General features: G+C 60.7%; 15 protein-coding genes and 1 pseudogene. All 16 read left to right on the forward strand.

The window, feature by feature from the left end; genetic code table 11:
- Positions 1–126 precede the first annotated feature (126 nt).
- The 16 genes and pseudogenes from mraZ (at position 127) to lpxC (ending at position 17,983) form a co-directional block, all read left to right on the forward strand.
- Positions 127–582 (forward strand): division/cell wall cluster transcriptional repressor MraZ, encoded by a 456-nt coding sequence (mraZ, locus tag ACZZ0D_RS01715; RefSeq protein WP_008147486.1) that lies wholly within the window; start codon positions 127–129, stop codon positions 580–582.
- Entirely contained in the window at positions 579–1,526 is a 948-nt protein-coding gene (gene rsmH, locus ACZZ0D_RS01720) for a 16S rRNA (cytosine(1402)-N(4))-methyltransferase RsmH (RefSeq protein WP_463552305.1), read from the forward strand. The genes mraZ and rsmH overlap by 4 nt, the downstream gene beginning before the upstream one ends.
- A pseudogene (ftsL, locus tag ACZZ0D_RS01725) lies at positions 1,523–1,817 on the forward strand (cell division protein FtsL). The gene rsmH and the pseudogene ftsL overlap by 4 nt, the downstream one beginning before the upstream one ends.
- On the forward strand, positions 1,817–3,556 hold the full coding sequence (locus ACZZ0D_RS01730) for a peptidoglycan D,D-transpeptidase FtsI family protein (protein WP_178124211.1): 1,740 nt from the start codon (positions 1,817–1,819) through the stop codon (positions 3,554–3,556). The pseudogene ftsL and the gene ACZZ0D_RS01730 overlap by 1 nt, the downstream one beginning before the upstream one ends.
- Entirely contained in the window at positions 3,556–5,019 is a 1,464-nt protein-coding gene (locus ACZZ0D_RS01735) for a UDP-N-acetylmuramoyl-L-alanyl-D-glutamate--2,6-diaminopimelate ligase (protein WP_463552306.1), read from the forward strand. Before ACZZ0D_RS01730 ends, ACZZ0D_RS01735 begins: the two co-directional genes overlap by 1 nt.
- Complete coding sequence (locus tag ACZZ0D_RS01740; RefSeq protein ID WP_463552307.1) at positions 5,012–6,379, forward strand: UDP-N-acetylmuramoyl-tripeptide--D-alanyl-D-alanine ligase; 1,368 nt, start codon at positions 5,012–5,014, stop codon at positions 6,377–6,379. Before ACZZ0D_RS01735 ends, ACZZ0D_RS01740 begins: the two co-directional genes overlap by 8 nt.
- Entirely contained in the window at positions 6,379–7,461 is a 1,083-nt protein-coding gene (gene mraY / locus ACZZ0D_RS01745; RefSeq protein ID WP_008082775.1) for a phospho-N-acetylmuramoyl-pentapeptide-transferase, read from the forward strand. The genes ACZZ0D_RS01740 and mraY overlap by 1 nt, the downstream gene beginning before the upstream one ends.
- Before the next feature lie 5 nt (positions 7,462–7,466).
- Complete coding sequence (gene murD / locus ACZZ0D_RS01750) at positions 7,467–8,813, forward strand: UDP-N-acetylmuramoyl-L-alanine--D-glutamate ligase (RefSeq protein WP_463552308.1); 1,347 nt, start codon at positions 7,467–7,469, stop codon at positions 8,811–8,813.
- Entirely contained in the window at positions 8,810–10,027 is a 1,218-nt protein-coding gene (gene ftsW, locus ACZZ0D_RS01755; protein WP_053123640.1) for a putative lipid II flippase FtsW, read from the forward strand. Before murD ends, ftsW begins: the two co-directional genes overlap by 4 nt.
- Positions 10,017–11,087, forward strand: a complete 1,071-nt coding sequence (gene murG / locus ACZZ0D_RS01760; RefSeq protein ID WP_463552309.1) for an undecaprenyldiphospho-muramoylpentapeptide beta-N-acetylglucosaminyltransferase — start codon at positions 10,017–10,019, stop codon at positions 11,085–11,087. The genes ftsW and murG overlap by 11 nt, the downstream gene beginning before the upstream one ends.
- The gene (murC, locus tag ACZZ0D_RS01765) at positions 11,080–12,540 is read left to right on the forward strand and encodes a UDP-N-acetylmuramate--L-alanine ligase (RefSeq protein ID WP_463552310.1); all 1,461 of its coding nucleotides are present in this window, start codon (positions 11,080–11,082) and stop codon (positions 12,538–12,540) included. The genes murG and murC overlap by 8 nt, the downstream gene beginning before the upstream one ends.
- Positions 12,537–13,511: a D-alanine--D-alanine ligase gene (locus ACZZ0D_RS01770; RefSeq protein WP_212545542.1), complete on the forward strand. Its 975-nt coding sequence runs from the start codon at positions 12,537–12,539 to the stop codon at positions 13,509–13,511. Before murC ends, ACZZ0D_RS01770 begins: the two co-directional genes overlap by 4 nt.
- 4 nt (positions 13,512–13,515) lie before the next feature.
- Positions 13,516–14,382 carry a cell division protein FtsQ/DivIB gene (locus ACZZ0D_RS01775; protein ID WP_053123632.1) on the forward strand — a complete coding sequence of 289 codons (867 nt, stop codon included), beginning with the start codon at positions 13,516–13,518 and terminating at the stop codon, positions 14,380–14,382.
- 15 nt (positions 14,383–14,397) lie between these two features.
- The gene (gene ftsA / locus ACZZ0D_RS01780; protein ID WP_463552311.1) at positions 14,398–15,657 is read left to right on the forward strand and encodes a cell division protein FtsA; all 1,260 of its coding nucleotides are present in this window, start codon (positions 14,398–14,400) and stop codon (positions 15,655–15,657) included.
- Positions 15,658–15,762: 105 nt separating this feature from the next.
- Positions 15,763–16,959: a cell division protein FtsZ gene (ftsZ, locus tag ACZZ0D_RS01785; RefSeq protein ID WP_053123624.1), complete on the forward strand. Its 1,197-nt coding sequence runs from the start codon at positions 15,763–15,765 to the stop codon at positions 16,957–16,959.
- 112 nt (positions 16,960–17,071) lie between these two features.
- Positions 17,072–17,983: a UDP-3-O-acyl-N-acetylglucosamine deacetylase gene (gene lpxC / locus ACZZ0D_RS01790; RefSeq protein ID WP_008082763.1), complete on the forward strand. Its 912-nt coding sequence runs from the start codon at positions 17,072–17,074 to the stop codon at positions 17,981–17,983.
- Positions 17,984–17,997: the final 14 nt, after the last annotated feature.

Raw genomic sequence — 17,997 nt, forward strand, 5'->3', positions numbered from 1 at the left:
GGGTTTTCCTTTACTCCGCGCCTTGACGGTGTGGTGGGCGCATTCCTATAGTGTGCGCAAGTGGCGGAAAGTGGCATGAAGTGGGTTTTTTGAGCTCAAAACGATAAAAATTGGAGAAGCGCTGACGTGTTTCGCGGAGCTAACGCTATCAGTCTCGATGCAAAGGGCCGTCTCGCTATGCCGAGCCGGTACCGCGACGAGCTCGTTTCGCGTAGTTCCGGCCAATTGATCGTGACCATTGATGCCGTTGATCCATGCCTGTGTGTCTATCCGCTCGATGAGTGGGAAATTATTGAAACCAAGTTGCGCGCACTTCCTTCGCTTCGCGAAGAGAACCGTCGCCTGCAACGTTTATTGATTGGTAATGCCGTCGATCTCGAACTCGATGGCAGTGGTCGTTTTCTGGTTCCACCGCGTCTGCGCGAATACGCCAAGCTCGATAAGCGCGCGATGCTGGTAGGCCAACTGAACAAGTTCCAATTGTGGGACGAGGATGCATGGGACGCGGTATCTGCCGCTGACCTTGCTGCTATTCAACAACCGGGCGCCATGCCTGATGAACTGCGTGATTTGATCCTGTGACTATTGATAGCGGCTTTAACCACATCACCGTACTGCTCGACGAAGCCGTGGAGGCTCTCGCCGTACGTCCTGATGGATGCTATCTGGACGGTACGTTCGGTCGCGGCGGACACAGCCGGCTGATCCTCAGCCAGCTCGGAACAGATGGTCGTCTCATCGGATTCGACAAAGATCCACAAGCGATTGCCACCGGGCAAACGCTAGCGGCCGAAGACGGCCGCTTTGTCGTTGTGCAGCGCAGCTTTGCCGAGCTCGGTTCGGTGGTTGCCGAACAGGGTCTGAGCGGCAAGGTCAGCGGCATTCTGCTCGACCTCGGCGTCTCTTCGCCGCAGCTCGACGACGCTGAACGCGGCTTCAGTTTCCTCAACGACGGTTCGCTGGACATGCGCATGGATCCGTCCCGTGGCATCAGCGCTGCCGAATTCGTCAACACCGCGCCGGCTGAAGAAATCGCCCGGGTGTTCAAGGAATACGGCGAAGAACGTTTCTCCGGTCGCATGGCTCGTGCCGTTGCCGAACGTCGCGATATCACGCCGTTCGAGCGCACCGCCGATCTGGCCGAAGTGCTCAAGGTCGCCAACCCGGCGTGGGAAAAGGGCAAGAACCCGGCCACCCGTGCGTTCCAGGGTTTGCGCATTCACGTCAACAACGAACTGGGCGATCTGGAAGCCGGCCTCGAAGCCGCGCTGGACGCACTGGAAATCGGTGGTCGTCTGGTGGTGATCAGCTTCCACTCGCTGGAAGACCGCATCGTCAAACTGTTCATGCGCAAACTGGTGAAAGGCGAAGCCGACAACCTGCCGCGCAACCTGCCGGTTCGTCACGTCGCGTTTGAACCGAAAATCAAAGTCCATGGCAAAGCGCAGACGGCCTCCGACGCCGAACTCAAAGCCAACCCACGTTCCCGTAGCGCCGTCATGCGCGTCGCGGAGAAGTTGCGGTGAGCAAGCTTTTCGCCAAGCCATTGCCCGGCGGCAGCTTTTTGATGCTGCTGCTGTTTATCGGCGTGCTCGTGTCGGCCATCGGCGTGTCTTACAGCGCGCACTGGAACCGCCAGTTGCTCAACAATCTTTATAACGAACTCAGCGTGCGCGACAAGGCGCAGGCCGAGTGGGGCCGTTTGATTCTTGAACAAAGCACCTGGACCCGCACACAGCCGCATCGAAGTGCTGGCCAGCGAACAATTGAAAATGCACATTCCGGGCGCGGCTGACGTGAAGATGGTGGCGCCATGATGAAACTCGAAGGCGCACTCTTCCCGTGGCGCTTCCGCCTGATGGTGGCACTGCTCGGCGTGATGGTCGCAGCAATCTGCTGGCGCATCATCGACCTGCAAGTGGTTGACCGTGACTTCCTCAAAGGTCAGGGCGACGCACGCAGTCTTCGCCACATCCCGATTCCAGCTCACCGTGGTCTGATCACCGACCGTAACGGCGAGCCTTTGGCCGTCAGTACGCCGGTGACCACCCTGTGGGCCAACGCCAAGGAAATGCAGTCGGCCAAAGAGAAATGGCCGGCACTGGCGGCAGCTCTGGGTCAGGATCCGAAAGCCCTGACCGAGCGTCTCGAAGCTCAGGCCAACAAAGAATTCATTTATCTGGTGCGCGGGCTGACCCCCGAGCAGGGCCAGGCTGTGCTCGATCTGAAAGTGCCGGGCGTTTACGGCATCGAAGAATTCCGCCGCTTCTATCCGGCCGGTGAAGTCACTGCGCACATGGTTGGCTTTACCGACATCGACGACCACGGTCGTGAAGGCGTCGAACTCGCCTACGACGAGTGGCTCGCCGGTGTGCCGGGCAAACGGCAGGTCATCAAGGATCGGCGCGGTCGGCTGATCAAGGATGTCCAGGTCACCAAAAACGCCAAGGCCGGCAAGCCCTTGGCGTTGTCCATTGACCTGCGTCTGCAATACCTGGCCAACCGCGAGTTGCGTAACGCAATCATCGAAAACGGCGCCAAGGCCGGCAGTCTGGTGATCATGGACGTGAAGACCGGCGAGATCCTCGCCATGGTCAACCAGCCGACCTACAACCCGAACAACCGTCGCAACCTGCAACCGGCAATGATGCGTAACCGCGCGATGATCGACGTGTTCGAGCCGGGTTCGACCATGAAAGCCATCTCGATGAGCGCCGCGATCGAATCCGGCCGCTGGAAACCGACCGACACCGTCGAGGTGTATCCGGGTACTTTGCAGATTGGCAAGTACACCATCAAAGACGTTTCGAGAACCGAAGGCCCGGTGCTGGACATGACCGGCATCCTGATCAATTCCAGTAACGTCGGCATGAGTAAGGTCGCGTTCGATATCGGCGGCGAAACCATTTATCGCCTCGCACAGAAAGTCGGCCTCGGCCAGGACACCGGCCTCGGCTTCCCGGGCGAGCGCGTCGGCAACCTGCCGAACTACCGTGAGTGGCGCAAGGCTGAAACCGCGACCCTGTCTTACGGCTACGGTATTTCCGTGACCGCGATTCAGCTGGTGCACGCCTTCTCTGCGCTGGCCAACAACGGTCGTCTCGCGCCGCTGACCCTGATCAAAACCGACAAGCCGCCGCAGACCACGCAAGTGCTGCCGGAAGCCGTCGCGAAAACCATGCAAGGCATGCTCACCCAAGTGATCGAAGCACCGCGCGGCGTATTCCGTGCGCAGGTGCCGGCGTATCACGTGGCCGGCAAGTCGGGTACCGCACGTAAAACGTCGGTGGGTACCAAGGGCTACGCCGAAAACTCCTATCGCTCGCTGTTCGCCGGTTTCGGTCCGATGAGCGATCCGCGTTACGCCATCGTTGTGGTGATCGACGAACCAAGCAAGGCCGGCTACTTCGGTGGTCTGGTATCGGCGCCAGTGTTCAGCCGTGTGATGTCCGGCACCCTGCGTCTGATGAACGTGACCCCGGACAATCTGCCGGCGACACAACAGGCCAACGCCACCCCGGTCATACCGCTGAAAGCCAATGGAGGGCGCGGCTGATGTCATTAAGTCTGAACAAGATATTCCCCCACGCCGGCCACGATCTGTTGATCCGTGAATTGGCGCTGGACAGCCGTAACGTACGCGCGGGTGACCTGTTCCTCGCCGTGCCGGGCGGCAAATTCGATGGCCGTGCGCACATCGCTGATGCACTGCAACGCGGTGCTGCCGCTGTAGCTTATGAAGTCGAAGGCGCCACTGTGCTGCCGATCACCGACGTGCCGCTGATCCCGGTCAAAGGCCTCGCTGCGCAACTGTCGGACATCGCCGGGCGTTTTTACGGTGAGCCAAGTCATCACCTGAACCTGGTGGGCGTGACCGGCACCAACGGTAAAACCAGCGTGACCCAACTGGTTGCGCAGGCGCTGGATCTGCTCGGTCAACATTGCGGCATCGTCGGCACGCTGGGTTCCGGCTTCTATGGCGCACTGCAAAGCGGTCTGCACACCACGCCGAATCCGATTGCCGTACAAGCGACATTGGGCGACCTGAAAAAGGCCGGCGCCAAAGCCGTGGCCATGGAAGTCTCGTCCCACGGTCTGGATCAGGGCCGCGTCACTGCACTGGCGTTCGACGTCGCGGTGATGACCAACCTGTCCCGTGATCATCTGGATTATCACGGCACCATGCAGGCGTACGCTGAGGCCAAGGCCAAGCTGTTCGCCTGGAATGATTTGAAGTGCCGCGTGGTCAACCTCGACGATGATTTTGGCCGGCAACTGGCCGCTGAAAAACGTGAGTCGCGTTTGATCACCTACAGCCTGCTCGACAGCAGCGCCTATCTGTATTGCCGCGAAGCGCAGTTCGACGACCACGGTGTGCGCGCCACATTGGTCACGCCGCAGGGCGAACATCATCTGCGCAGCACGCTGCTCGGTCGCTTCAACCTGAGCAACGTCCTTGCTGCGGTCGGCGCATTGCTCGGTCTGGATTACGCGCTCGACGAAATTCTCAAAGTGCTGCCGAAACTCGAAGGCCCGGCCGGACGCATGCAGCGTCTTGGCGGTGGCACGCAACCGTTGGTGGTGGTCGATTACGCCCACACCCCGGACGCACTGGAAAAAGTACTGACCGCGTTGCGCCCGCACGTCAAAGGTCACCTGCTGTGCCTGTTCGGCTGCGGCGGTGATCGTGATCGCGGCAAGCGTCCGTTGATGGCTGAAGTGGTTGAGCGTCTGGCCGATCAAGTGTTGGTCACCGACGACAACCCGCGCACTGAAGACCCAGCGGTGATTTTCGACGACATCCGCGCCGGTTTCACGGCTGTGGATAAAGTCACCTTCGTCGCCGGCCGTGGTCAGGCGATTGCACAACTGATTGCCGGCGCGTCGGCCGATGACGTGATCGTCCTGGCCGGTAAAGGTCACGAGGACTATCAGGAAATCAACGGCGAGCGCCACGCTTTCTCCGACCTGGTCGAGGCTGATCATGCCCTGACCGCTTGGGAGGTGGCCCATGCTTAAGGCCCTGAAACTCAGCGAACTGTCCAACGCCCTCGATGCCCGTTTGATCGCCGGCGATGCCAGCTTCGACGGCGTCAGCATCGACAGCCGTGCGATCCAGCCAGGCCAACTGTTTATTGCGTTGACCGGCCCGCGATTCGACGGTCATGACTATTTGAATGACGTCGCCGCCAAAGGCGCGGTGGCTGCGCTGGTCGAGCGTGAAGTCGCCGACAGCACCTTGCCGCAATTGCTGGTCAAGGACACCCGTCAGGCCCTTGGCCAGTTGGGCGCCTTGAATCGCGCCGCGTTCTCTCAGCCTGTAGCGGCGGTGACCGGTTCCAGCGGCAAAACCACGGTCAAGGAAATGCTCGCAAGCATCCTGCGCACGCGCGGCCCGGTGCTGGCGACCCGTGGCAACCTGAACAATGACCTCGGCGTACCGCTGACCCTGATCGAACTGGCCGCGGAACACACCTCGGCCGTGATCGAACTGGGCGCCTCGCGTCTGGGTGAAATCGCCTACACCGTCGGGCTGACCAAGCCGCACGTAGCGATTCTGAACAATGCCGGCACCGCTCACGTCGGTGAGTTCGGCGGCCCGGAAAAAATCGTCGAAGCCAAAGGCGAAATCATCGAAGGGCTGGCGGCCGATGGCATCGCCGTGCTCAACCTCGATGACAAGGCTTTCGGTATCTGGAAGACCCGCGCTGCCGGTCGCAAGGTGTTGACCTTTGCCCTGAGCAACACGCAGGCGGACTTTTACGCAAGCGACCTGACCACCGATGCCCGTGGTTGCCCGGCCTTCAATCTGCACACACCTGAAGGTGTCGAGCGCGTTCAACTGAACCTGCTCGGCACCCATAACGTCGCCAATTCCATGGCCGCCGCCGCTGCCGCGCACGCCTTGGGCGTGTCGCTGTTCGGCATCGCCACCGGGCTTGGCGCGGTGCAACCGGTCAAGGGTCGCACCGTCGCGCAACTGGCGAAAAACGGCATGCGCGTGATCGATGACACTTACAACGCAAACCCCACCTCGATGTGCGCGGCCGTTGATATACTCGCCGGCTTTTCCGGCCGCACCGTCCTGGTGCTCGGGGATATCGGCGAGTTGGGCGATTGGGCGGAGCAGGGGCACCGCGACGTGGGCGAGTACGCCCGGGGCAAGGTTTCCGCGCTTTACGCCGTCGGGCCAAACATGGTTCACGCCGTCAACGCATTCGGTGAACAGGCGCATCACTTCGGCACGCAAGCCGAGCTGATCCAGGCCCTCGACGCCGAGCAGGACACAAACACCACTATTTTGATCAAGGGTTCGCGCAGTGCAGCGATGGAAAACATCGTTGCGGCTCTGTGCGGATCCAGTCTGGAGAAACATTAATGCTGCTGCTGCTAGCGGAGTATCTGCAACAGTTCTACAAAGGCTTCGCGGTCTTTCAGTACCTGACCCTGCGCGGGATTCTCGGTGTGCTGACCGCGCTGGTTTTGTCGCTGTGCTATGGCCCGTGGATGATCCGCACCCTGCAGAACCGTCAGATCGGTCAATCCGTGCGTAACGACGGCCCGCAATCGCACCTGTCCAAGTCGGGCACCCCGACCATGGGCGGCGCACTGATTCTGTCTTCGATCGGCGTCAGCACGTTGCTTTGGGCTGACCTGAGCAACCGCTACGTCTGGACTGTGTTGCTGGTGACCCTGCTGTTCGGCGCCATCGGCTGGGTCGACGATTACCGCAAAGTCATCGAGAAGAACTCCCGTGGCTTGCCAAGCCGCTGGAAGTATTTCTGGCAGTCGGTGTTCGGCCTCGGCGCAGCGATCTTCCTTTATATGACCGCGTCCACCCCGGTGGAAACCACGCTGATCTTGCCGATGCTCAAGGACTACAGCATTCCGCTGGGTCTCGGTTTCATCGTGCTGACTTATTTTGTGATCGTCGGTTCGAGCAACGCGGTCAACCTGACTGACGGCCTCGACGGTCTGGCGATCATGCCAACCGTGATGGTTGGCGGTGGCCTCGGCATCTTCTGCTACCTGTCGGGTAACGTGAAATTCGCTGAATACCTGCTGATCCCTTATGTGCCGGGCGCGGGCGAACTGATCGTGTTCTGCGGCGCGCTGATTGGCGCCGGGCTGGGCTTCCTCTGGTTCAACACCTATCCAGCGCAAGTGTTCATGGGCGACGTCGGTGCCCTCGCACTCGGCGCGGCACTGGGCACCATCGCGGTGATCGTCCGTCAGGAAATCGTCCTGTTCATCATGGGCGGCGTGTTCGTGATGGAAACCCTGTCAGTCGTCATTCAGGTTGCGTCCTTTAAGCTGACCGGTCGCCGTGTGTTCCGCATGGCACCGATACACCACCACTTTGAACTCAAGGGCTGGCCCGAGCCGCGCGTGATTGTCCGTTTCTGGATCATCACCGTGATTCTCGTGCTTGTCGGCCTTGCCACCCTGAAGCTGAGGTAGAACGAGTGTCTCTGATCGCTTCTGACCACTTCCGCATCGTTGTCGGCCTCGGCAAGAGCGGCATGTCCCTGGTTCGCTTCCTGGCGAACCGGGGCACGTCGTTTGCCGTGGCGGACACGCGGGAAAATCCACCGGAACTGGCCACGCTCAAGCGTGACTATCCGCACGTGGAAGTGCGTTGTGGCGAGCTGGACGTCGAATTCCTCTGCCGTGCCGACGAGCTCTACGTGAGCCCCGGTCTGGCGCTGGCGACCCCGGCCCTGCAAGCCGCTGCGGCCCGTGGCGTGAAACTGTCCGGCGACATCGAGCTGTTCGCGCGTAACGCGCAGGCGCCGATCGTGGCCATCAGCGGTTCCAACGCGAAAAGCACCGTCACCACCCTGGTCGGCGAGATGGCGGCTGCGGCGGGCAAACGCGTCGCCGTCGGCGGCAACCTCGGCACTCCGGCGCTGGACTTGCTCAGCGACGACATCGAGCTGTACGTGATGGAGCTGTCGAGCTTCCAGCTGGAAACCACTGACCAGCTCAACGCTGAAGTGGCGACCGTGCTGAACATCAGCGAAGACCACATGGATCGCTATAGCGGCCTGCCGGCTTACCACCTGGCCAAGCACCGGATCTTCCGTGGCGCGAAGCAGTTCGTGGTCAACCGTCAGGATGCGCTGAGCCGTCCGCTGATGGGCGAAGGCCAGCCATGCTGGACGTTCGGCCTGACCAAACCCGATTTCAAAGCCTTCGGTATCCGCGAAGAAGACGGCGAGAAGTATCTGGCCTTCGAATTCCACAACCTGATGCCAGTGCGCGAATTGAAGATTCGTGGCGCGCATAACCAGTCCAACGCCCTCGCGGCGCTGGCACTCGGTCATGCGGTCGGCCTGCCGTTCGATGCGATGCTCGCGGCGCTGCGCAACTTTGCCGGTCTCGAACACCGTTGCCAGTGGGTGCGTGATCTCGACGGCGTGGCTTACTACAACGATTCCAAAGCCACCAACGTCGGCGCCGCACTGGCTGCCATCGAAGGCCTGGGCGCGGACATCGATGGCAAGGTCATCCTGATCGCCGGTGGCGATGGCAAGGGTGCCGAATTCAACGATCTGCATGATCCGGTGGCGGCCAACTGCCGCGCCGTGATCCTCATGGGCCGCGACTCCGACAAGATCGGCGCCGCCATCGGCGATGCCGTGCCGCTGATCCGCGCGACCTCGCTGGTCGATGCCGTCGCGCAATGCCGCGCCGCTGCCCAGCCGGGTGACGTGGTGCTGCTGTCGCCGGCCTGCGCCAGTTTCGACATGTTCAAGAATTATGAAGACCGTGGTCACCAGTTCGTCCGCGCTGTGGAGGAATTGGCATGAGCCTGCGCAATATCATCAAACCGTATCCGTCGCCGATCATCACCGGGCGCGGTATCGACCTCGATTTCCCGATGCTCGCCGGTTGCCTGGCGCTGCTCGGTCTCGGTTTGATCATGATCGCCTCGGCGTCCACTGAAGTGGCGGCCGCGCAGTCGGGCAGTCCGCTGTATTACATGATTCGCCACCTTATATATGTGGTGCTGGGCCTGGGCGCATGTGTCATTACCATGATGATCCCAATTGCCACCTGGCAGCGCCTCGGCTGGTTGATGCTGCTGGGTGCGTTCGGTTTGCTGGTGATGGTGATCGTCCCCGGCATCGGCCGAGAAGTGAACGGTTCGATGCGCTGGATCGGTTTCAGTTTCTTCAACGTGCAGCCGTCCGAAATCGCCAAAGTATTCGTGGTGATCTACCTCGCCGGATATCTGGTGCGGCGTCAGAAAGAAGTGCGTGAGAGCTGGATGGGCTTCTTCAAGCCGTTCATCGTGTTGCTGCCGATGGCCGGTCTGTTGCTGATGGAGCCGGACTTCGGTGCCACCGTCGTGATGATGGGCGCTGCGGCGGCAATGCTATTCCTTGGCGGGGTCGGGCTGTTCCGCTTCTCGCTGATGGTGGTGTTGGCGGTCGGGGCGGTGGTGCTGCTGATTCAGATGCAGCCGTATCGAATGGCGCGTCTGACCAACTTCGCTGACCCGTGGGCTGACCAGTTCGGCGCCGGTTATCAACTGTCGCAGGCGTTGATCGCCTTCGGTCGCGGTGAATGGCTCGGCGTGGGCCTGGGCAACAGCGTGCAGAAGCAGTTCTACCTGCCGGAAGCGCACACCGACTTCGTGTTCTCGGTTCTCGCTGAAGAGCTGGGCGCGGTCGGTTCGCTGTGCACCGTGGCCCTGTTCGTGTTCGTGTGTATTCGCGGCATGTACATCGGCTTGTGGGCGGAGAAAGCCAAACAGTATTTCGCAGCTTATGTGGCCTACGGCTTGTCGTTCCTGTGGATTGGTCAGTTCCTGATCAACATCGGGGTGAACGTCGGCCTGCTGCCAACCAAGGGTCTGACCTTGCCGTTCCTTAGTTACGGCGGCAGTTCGTTGGTGATCTGCTGTGCCTGCCTCGGCTTGTTATTGAGGATCGAGTGGGAGAGTCGAACCCACCTGGGCAGTGAAGAAATGGAATTCCATGAGAGCGACTTCGCTGAGGAGCCGAATCATGGGCGCTAACGTATTGATCATGGCCGGCGGAACCGGTGGCCACGTGTTCCCGGCGCTGGCCTGTGCCCGCGAGTTTCAGGCGCGCGGCTATACCGTGCACTGGCTCGGCACGCCGCGCGGAATTGAAAACGAACTGGTGCCGGGCGCAGGGCTGGAACTGCACCGCATCAACGCCAGCGGTTTGCGCGGCAAGGGCAAGCTGTCGCTGCTCAAGGCGCCGTTCATGCTGCTGAAATCGGTGTGGCAGGCGCGGGCGATCATTCGCCAGTTGAAACCAGTGTGTGTGGTCGGTTTCGGTGGTTATGTGACTGGCCCTGGTGGGCTTGCCGCGAAACTGGCCGGCGTGCCGGTGATCGTTCACGAGCAGAACGCTGTGGCCGGCACCGCCAATCGGTTGCTGGTGCCGTTCGCCGCCCGGGTGTGTGAAGCGTTCCCCGACACCTTTACTCTGTCGGACACCCGCCGTACCACCGGAAACCCGGTGCGCAGCGAGCTGTTCCTCGAAACATCGCGCCCGGCTCTGGCTGGTCGCAAAGCGCGTTTGCTGATCCTTGGCGGAAGCCTTGGCGCAGAACCGTTGAATAAATTGCTGCCTGAAGCCCTGGCCCAAGTCGCTGCCGATTTGCGCCCGGAAGTGTTTCATCAGGCCGGCAAAAACCACGATGAAGTGACTGCAGAGCGCTACCGCGCCGCCGGCGTCGATGCGCAGGTGCAGCCGTTCATCAAAGACATGGCCCAAGCCTATGGCTGGGCCGACCTGGTGGTGTGCCGCGCAGGCGCGTTGACCATCAGTGAGCTGGCTGCCGCCGGTCTGCCTTCGATGCTGGTGCCTTTGCCCCACGCGATCGACGATCACCAGACCCGCAACGCCGATTATTTGGCCCGTGAAGGCGCAGCCTTCCTGATGCCGCAAAGAACGACTGGTGCCGCGGATCTTGCCGCGCGCCTGACAGAGGTCTTGATGCAACCGCAACGACTCGAAGATATGGCCCAAGCGGCCCGCCGTCTGGCGAAACCCGATGCCACCCGTAGCGTGGTCGATACCTGTCTGGAGGTGGCCCATGGTTGAGAATCAGAAAGCCATGCCGCAACCGGAAATGCGCCGCATCCGTCGCATCCACTTCGTCGGTATCGGCGGCGTGGGCATGTGCGGTATTGCCGAAGTGTTGTTGAACCTGGGCTACGAAGTGTCCGGTTCCGACCTGAAAGCTTCGCCGGTCACCGAGCGTCTCGAATCGTTCGGCGCGCACATCTTCATCGGCCACCGTGCCGAGAACGCCGCGACCGCCGATGTATTGGTGGTGTCGAGCGCTGTGAATACCTCCAACCCGGAAGTCGCGACTGCGCTTGAGCGTCGTATTCCAGTGGTGCCGCGGGCCGAAATGCTCGCTGAGCTGATGCGCTATCGCCACGGCATCGCCGTCGCCGGTACGCACGGCAAAACCACCACCACCAGCCTGATCGCTTCGGTGTTTGCCGCCGGTGGTCTGGATCCGACCTTCGTCATCGGTGGTCGTCTGAATGCTGCGGGCACCAATGCCCAGCTCGGCACCAGCCGTTACTTGATCGCCGAAGCCGATGAAAGCGACGCGAGCTTCCTGCACCTGCAACCGCTGGTGGCCGTGGTCACCAACATTGACGCCGACCACATGGCGACCTACGACGGTGACTTCAACAAACTGAAGAAAACCTTCGTCGAGTTCCTGCACAACCTGCCGTTCTACGGTTTGGCCGTGATGTGCCTGGACGACCCGGTCGTGCGCGAAATCCTGCCGCTGGTGAAACGTCCGACCGTGACCTACGGCTTCAGCGAAGACGCTGACGTCCGCGCGATCAATGTGCGTCAGCAAGGCATGCAGACCTTCTTCACCGTGCTGCGCCCTGACCGCGAGCCGCTGGACGTTTCCGTGAACATGCCGGGCAACCACAACGTGCTCAACTCGCTGGCGACCATCTGCATCGCGTCCGATGAGGGCGTCAGCGATGAAGCCATCGTTCAGGGCCTGTCGGGTTTCCAGGGTGTCGGTCGACGCTTCCAGGTCTACGGCGAACTGCCGGTGGACGGCGGCCACGTGATGCTGGTCGACGACTACGGTCACCACCCGACCGAAGTCGCGGCCGTGATCAAAGCCGTACGCGGTGGCTGGCCGGAACGCCGTCTGGTGATGGTGTATCAACCGCACCGTTACAGCCGCACCCGCGACCTGTACGACGATTTCGTCAATGTACTGGCCGACGCCAACGTGCTGCTGCTGATGGAAGTTTATCCGGCCGGCGAAGAGCCGATTCCGGGTGCCGACAGCCGCAAGCTGTGCAACAGCATCCGCCAGCGCGGTCAGCTCGACCCTATCTACATCGAGCGTGGCGTTGATCTGGCACCGCTGGTCAAGCCGCTGTTGCGTGCCGGCGACATCCTGCTGTGCCAGGGCGCGGGTGATATCGGCGGTCTCGCGCCAAAGCTGTTGAAAAGTGAATTGTTCGCTGGCGCCGTGGCGGCGTCGGTCGAGGGGAAGTTGAAATGACTGCTGCCTACGCCAACCTGTTCTCCACCATCGCGCCGAAAGACTTCGGCCGCGTCGCCGTGCTCTTCGGCGGCTTGAGTGCCGAGCGTGAGGTTTCGCTGAAATCCGGTAACGCTGTACTCGACGCGCTGCAGAGCGCTGGCGTCGACGCGTTCGGTATCGACGTTGGCGCCGACATTCTGCAACGCCTGCTCAGCGAAAAAATCGACCGCGCCTTCATCATTCTTCACGGCCGTGGCGGTGAAGACGGCTCCATGCAGGGCCTGCTCGAAGTGGCCGGCATTCCCTACACCGGCAGCGGCATTCTGGCCTCGGCACTGGCGATGGACAAACTGCGCACCAAGCAGGTCTGGCACAGCCTCGGGATTCCGACACCGCGTCACGCCGTGCTGTGCAGCGAAGCCGATTGTATTTCTGCGGCGACGGAACTGGGCTTCCCTTTGATCGTCAAACCGGCCCATGAAGGTTCAAGTATCGGGATGGCCAAAGTGAGTTCTGCGTCCGAGTTGATCGACGCATGGAAAGCGGCCAGTACCTACGATTCGCAAGTGTTGGTTGAGCAATGGATTCAAGGTCCGGAGTTCACCATCGCCACCCTGCGTGACCAGGTGTTGCCTCCAATCGCCCTGGGTACACCGCACACGTTTTACGACTACGACGCCAAGTACATCGCCAACGATACCCAGTACCGCATTCCGTGCGGGCTGGATGCCGCCAAGGAACAGGAACTCATGGATCTCACGGCCAAGGCCAGTGAGGCGCTGGGGATTGCCGGTTGGGGCAGGGCGGACGTGATGCAGGACGCCGACGGGCAGTTCTGGTTCCTGGAAGTGAACACCGCACCGGGCATGACCGATCACAGTCTGGTGCCGATGGCGGCCCGTGCTGCCGGTCTGGATTTCCAGCAACTGGTACTGGCGATTCTGGCCGCCAGTGTTGAAGGCGCAGTTACCCAAGAGGCGCGAGGTTAAGACCATGCAAGGCGCTCAGCTCAGACATCAGCCACCCGCACCCGGCCGCAAGCCGGTGCCGCGGGGTGCCAGCCGAATGGTGGCGAAAGAGCCGATGTCCGCGCGCCTGCCGAAAGCCAATTTTGGTTTTCTGAAAAGCCTGTTCTGGCCGGTGCTGCTGGTTGTACTGGGCTTTGGTACGTACGAAGGCGCAACGCGTTTGCTGCCGTACGCCGACCGGCCGATCACCAAGATCGCCGTGCAGGGCGACCTGAGCTATATCAGCCAGCAAGCAGTGCAGCAGCGCATCGCCCCGTACGTGGCGTCGAGCTTCTTCACCATCGACCTGGCCGGGATGCGCACCGAGCTTGAGCAGATGCCCTGGATCGCCCATGCCGAAGTACGTCGGGTGTGGCCGGATCAAGTGGTGATCCGCCTCGAAGAGCAATTGCCGGTGGCGCGTTGGGGTGACGAGTCGTTGCTGAACAACCAGGGCCAGGCGTTTACGCCAAAGGAACTGGCGAACTACGAACACCTGCCACAGCTGTTCGGCCCTCAACGGGCCCAGCAGCAAGTGATGCAGCAGTATCAGGTGCTGAGCCAGATGCTGCGGCCGTTGGGCTTCTCGATTGCACGCCTGGAATTGCGTGAACGCGGGAGCTGGTTCCTGACCACCGGTGCCGGCAGTTCCGGCCCCGGCATCGAGCTGCTGCTGGGACGCGGCAATTTGGTGGAAAAGATGCGCCGCTTTATCGCCATCTATGACAAGACGCTTAAAGACCAGATTACGAACATTGCGCGCATCGATCTGCGCTACGCCAACGGCCTTGCTGTTGGCTGGCGGGAACCTGTAGCGCCGACGACAGCCCAACCCGCTGTCGCGAAGAATTAAGAAGAGGCAGGACCCATGGCAAACGTGCAAAGCGGCAAAATGATCGTCGGTCTCGATATCGGCACCTCCAAGGTGGTGGCGCTGGTCGGCGAGGTCTCCGACGACGGCACGCTGGAAATCGTCGGGATCGGTACCCATCCGTCCCGTGGCCTGAAGAAGGGCGTGGTGGTGAACATCGAGTCCACCGTGCAATCGATCCAGCGTGCGATCGAAGAAGCCCAACTGATGGCGGGCTGCCGCATTCACTCGGCGTTCGTCGGCGTGGCGGGCAATCACATCCGCAGCCTGAACTCCCACGGCATCGTCGCGATCCGTGATCGCGAAGTCAGCTCGGCCGACCTTGAGCGCGTACTCGACGCTGCTCAGGCTGTGGCGATCCCGGCTGACCAGCGCGTGCTGCACACCCTGCCGCAGGATTACGTGATTGATAATCAGGAAGGCGTTCGTGAGCCACTGGGCATGTCCGGCGTGCGTCTGGAAGCCAAGGTTCACGTGGTCACCTGCGCCGTCAACGCTGCACAGAACATTGAAAAATGCGTGCGTCGCTGCGGTCTGGAAATCGACGACATCATTCTCGAGCAACTGGCCTCGGCCTACTCGGTACTGACCGACGACGAGAAAGAACTGGGCGTGTGCCTGGTCGACATCGGCGGCGGTACTACCGACATCGCGATCTTCACCGAAGGCGCGATCCGTCACACCGCGGTGATCCCGATTGCCGGTGATCAGGTGACCAACGACATCGCCATGGCGTTGCGCACCCCGACTCAGTACGCCGAAGAAATCAAAATCCGCTACGCCTGCGCCCTGGCGAAACTGGCCGGTGCCGGTGAAACCATCAAGGTGCCAAGCGTCGGCGACCGCCCACCGCGCGAACTGTCGCGTCAGGCCCTGGCCGAAGTGGTCGAGCCGCGTTACGACGAACTGTTCACGCTGATTCAGGCCGAGCTGCGTCGCAGCGGCTACGAAGACCTGATCCCGGCCGGCATCGTGCTGACTGGCGGTACTTCGAAGATGGAAGGTGCGACTGAACTGGCCGAAGAAATCTTCCATATGCCGGTTCGTCTGGGCGTGCCGCACGGCGTCAAAGGTCTGGATGACGTGGTGCGCAACCCGATTTATTCCACTGGCGTCGGCTTGTTGATGTACGGCCTGCAAAAGCAGTCCGACGGGATCTCGTTCTCGGGCATCGGCAGCCGCGACAGCTACAGCAACGAAGAGCCACAGGCGCCGTTGCTGGGCCGATTGAAGAAGTGGGTTCAAGGCAACTTTTAAGAGCAGTTCGAAGCGTCAAGCTTCGAGCGGCAAGCAGTAGCAGTAGATGCACCGCAACAAACATGCAGTAGGCGAAAAAAACTAGAGAATGTAAGGAGAGGGAAAATGTTCGAACTCGTAGACAACATCCCCGCAAGCCCGGTAATCAAAGTTATCGGTGTCGGCGGTGGCGGCGGCAACGCTGTCAACCACATGGTCAAGAGCAACATCGAAGGCGTTGAATTCATCTGCGCCAACACCGATGCTCAAGCGCTGAAAAACATCGGCGCACGTACCATCCTGCAACTGGGCACTGGCGTGACCAAAGGCCTCGGCGCCGGCGCGAACCCGGAAGTCGGCCGTCAGGCTGCTCTGGAAGACCGCGAGCGTATTGCCGAAGTGCTGCAGGGCACCAACATGGTGTTCATCACCACTGGCATGGGCGGCGGTACCGGTACCGGTGCTGCACCGATCATCGCCGAAGTGGCCAAGGAAATGGGCATTCTGACCGTTGCGGTCGTGACTCGTCCGTTCCCGTTTGAAGGCCGCAAGCGTATGCAGATCGCCGATGAAGGCATCCGCATGCTGTCCGAAAGCGTCGACTCGTTGATCACTATTCCTAACGAGAAGCTGCTGACCATCCTCGGTAAAGACGCCAGCCTGCTGTCGGCTTTCGCCAAGGCTGACGATGTACTGGCAGGTGCCGTTCGCGGTATCTCCGACATCATCAAGCGTCCGGGCATGATCAACGTCGACTTCGCCGACGTGCGTACCGTGATGAGCGAAATGGGCATGGCGATGATGGGCACTGGCTGCGCCAGCGGTCCGAACCGTGCACGTGAAGCCACTGAAGCGGCGATCCGCAACCCGCTGCTGGAAGACGTGAACCTGCAAGGCGCACGCGGCATCCTGGTGAACATCACCGCCGGTCCTGACCTGTCTCTGGGTGAGTACTCCGACGTGGGTAGCATCATCGAAGCCTTCGCTTCCGAGCACGCGATGGTCAAAGTCGGTACCGTTATCGATCCGGACATGCGCGACGAGCTGCACGTGACTGTGGTTGCTACCGGTCTGGGCGCAAAAATCGAGAAGCCTGTGAAGGTTATCGACAATACCGTTCATACCTCGATGTCGACCGCTCAGGTACAACAACCGGCTCCGACCCGTCAGGAAGCGCCAGCGGTAAATTACCGTGATCTGGATCGTCCGACCGTCATGCGCAACCAGGCTCAGGCCGGTGCTGCGGCTGCCGCGAAGATGAATCCGCAAGATGACCTGGACTACCTGGACATCCCGGCATTCCTGCGTCGTCAGGCCGATTGATGGAATGTATCAGGGCTATGAAGGTGATTGGTGTTCAGCAAAGGCTCGGTCTGCTATTATCGCCAGCCTTTGTTGATACCAGTTCGCAATTTGCGCTGAAGCGGCCCAAGCCATGATTAAACAACGCACACTGAAAAATATTATCCGTGCCACAGGTGTAGGCCTGCACTCCGGTGAGAAGGTCTATCTGACCCTCAAGCCTGCGCCTGTCGACACTGGCATTGTGTTTTGTCGCGCTGACCTCGACCCTGTGGTGCAGATCCCTGCCCGCGCGGAAAACGTCGGTGAAACCACTATGTCGACGACGCTGATCAATGGCGACGTCAAAGTGGACACGGTAGAGCACTTGCTCTCGGCCATGGCTGGCCTGGGCATCGATAACGCCTACGTCGAGCTCTCCGCGTCCGAAGTCCCGATCATGGATGGCAGCGCTGGACCCTTCGTATTCCTGATTCAATCGGCAGGCCTGGAAGAACAGGACGCCGCCAAGAAATTCATCCGCATCCTGCGTGAAGTGACAGTGGAAGACGGCGACAAGCGCGCCACTTTCGTCCCTTTCGAAGGGTTCAAGGTGAGCTTCGAGATCGATTTCGATCACCCGGTTTTCCGTGACCGCACCCAAAGTGCAAGCGTGGATTTTTCCAGCACTTCGTTCGTAAAAGAAGTCAGCCGCGCCCGTACCTTTGGTTTCATGAGTGATATCGAGTACCTGCGCAAGCACAACCTCGCACTCGGCGGCAGCGTTGAAAACGCAATCGTGGTCGATGCCGATGGCGTACTGAACGAAGACGGCCTTCGCTATGAAGACGAATTCGTGAAGCACAAGATCCTCGATGCCATTGGCGACCTGTACCTTTTGGGTAACAGCCTGATTGGTGAGTTCAAAGGCTTCAAGTCCGGTCATGCACTGAACAACCAGCTGTTGCGCAAGTTGATTGAGCAAACAGATGCTTGGGAAGTGGTGACGTTCGATGACGCCAGCACCGCACCAATCTCTTACATGCGCCCGGTTGCGGCGGTGTAAGTAAAAAACCTCTC

This window comes from Pseudomonas sp. AC193, assembly GCF_979258075.1.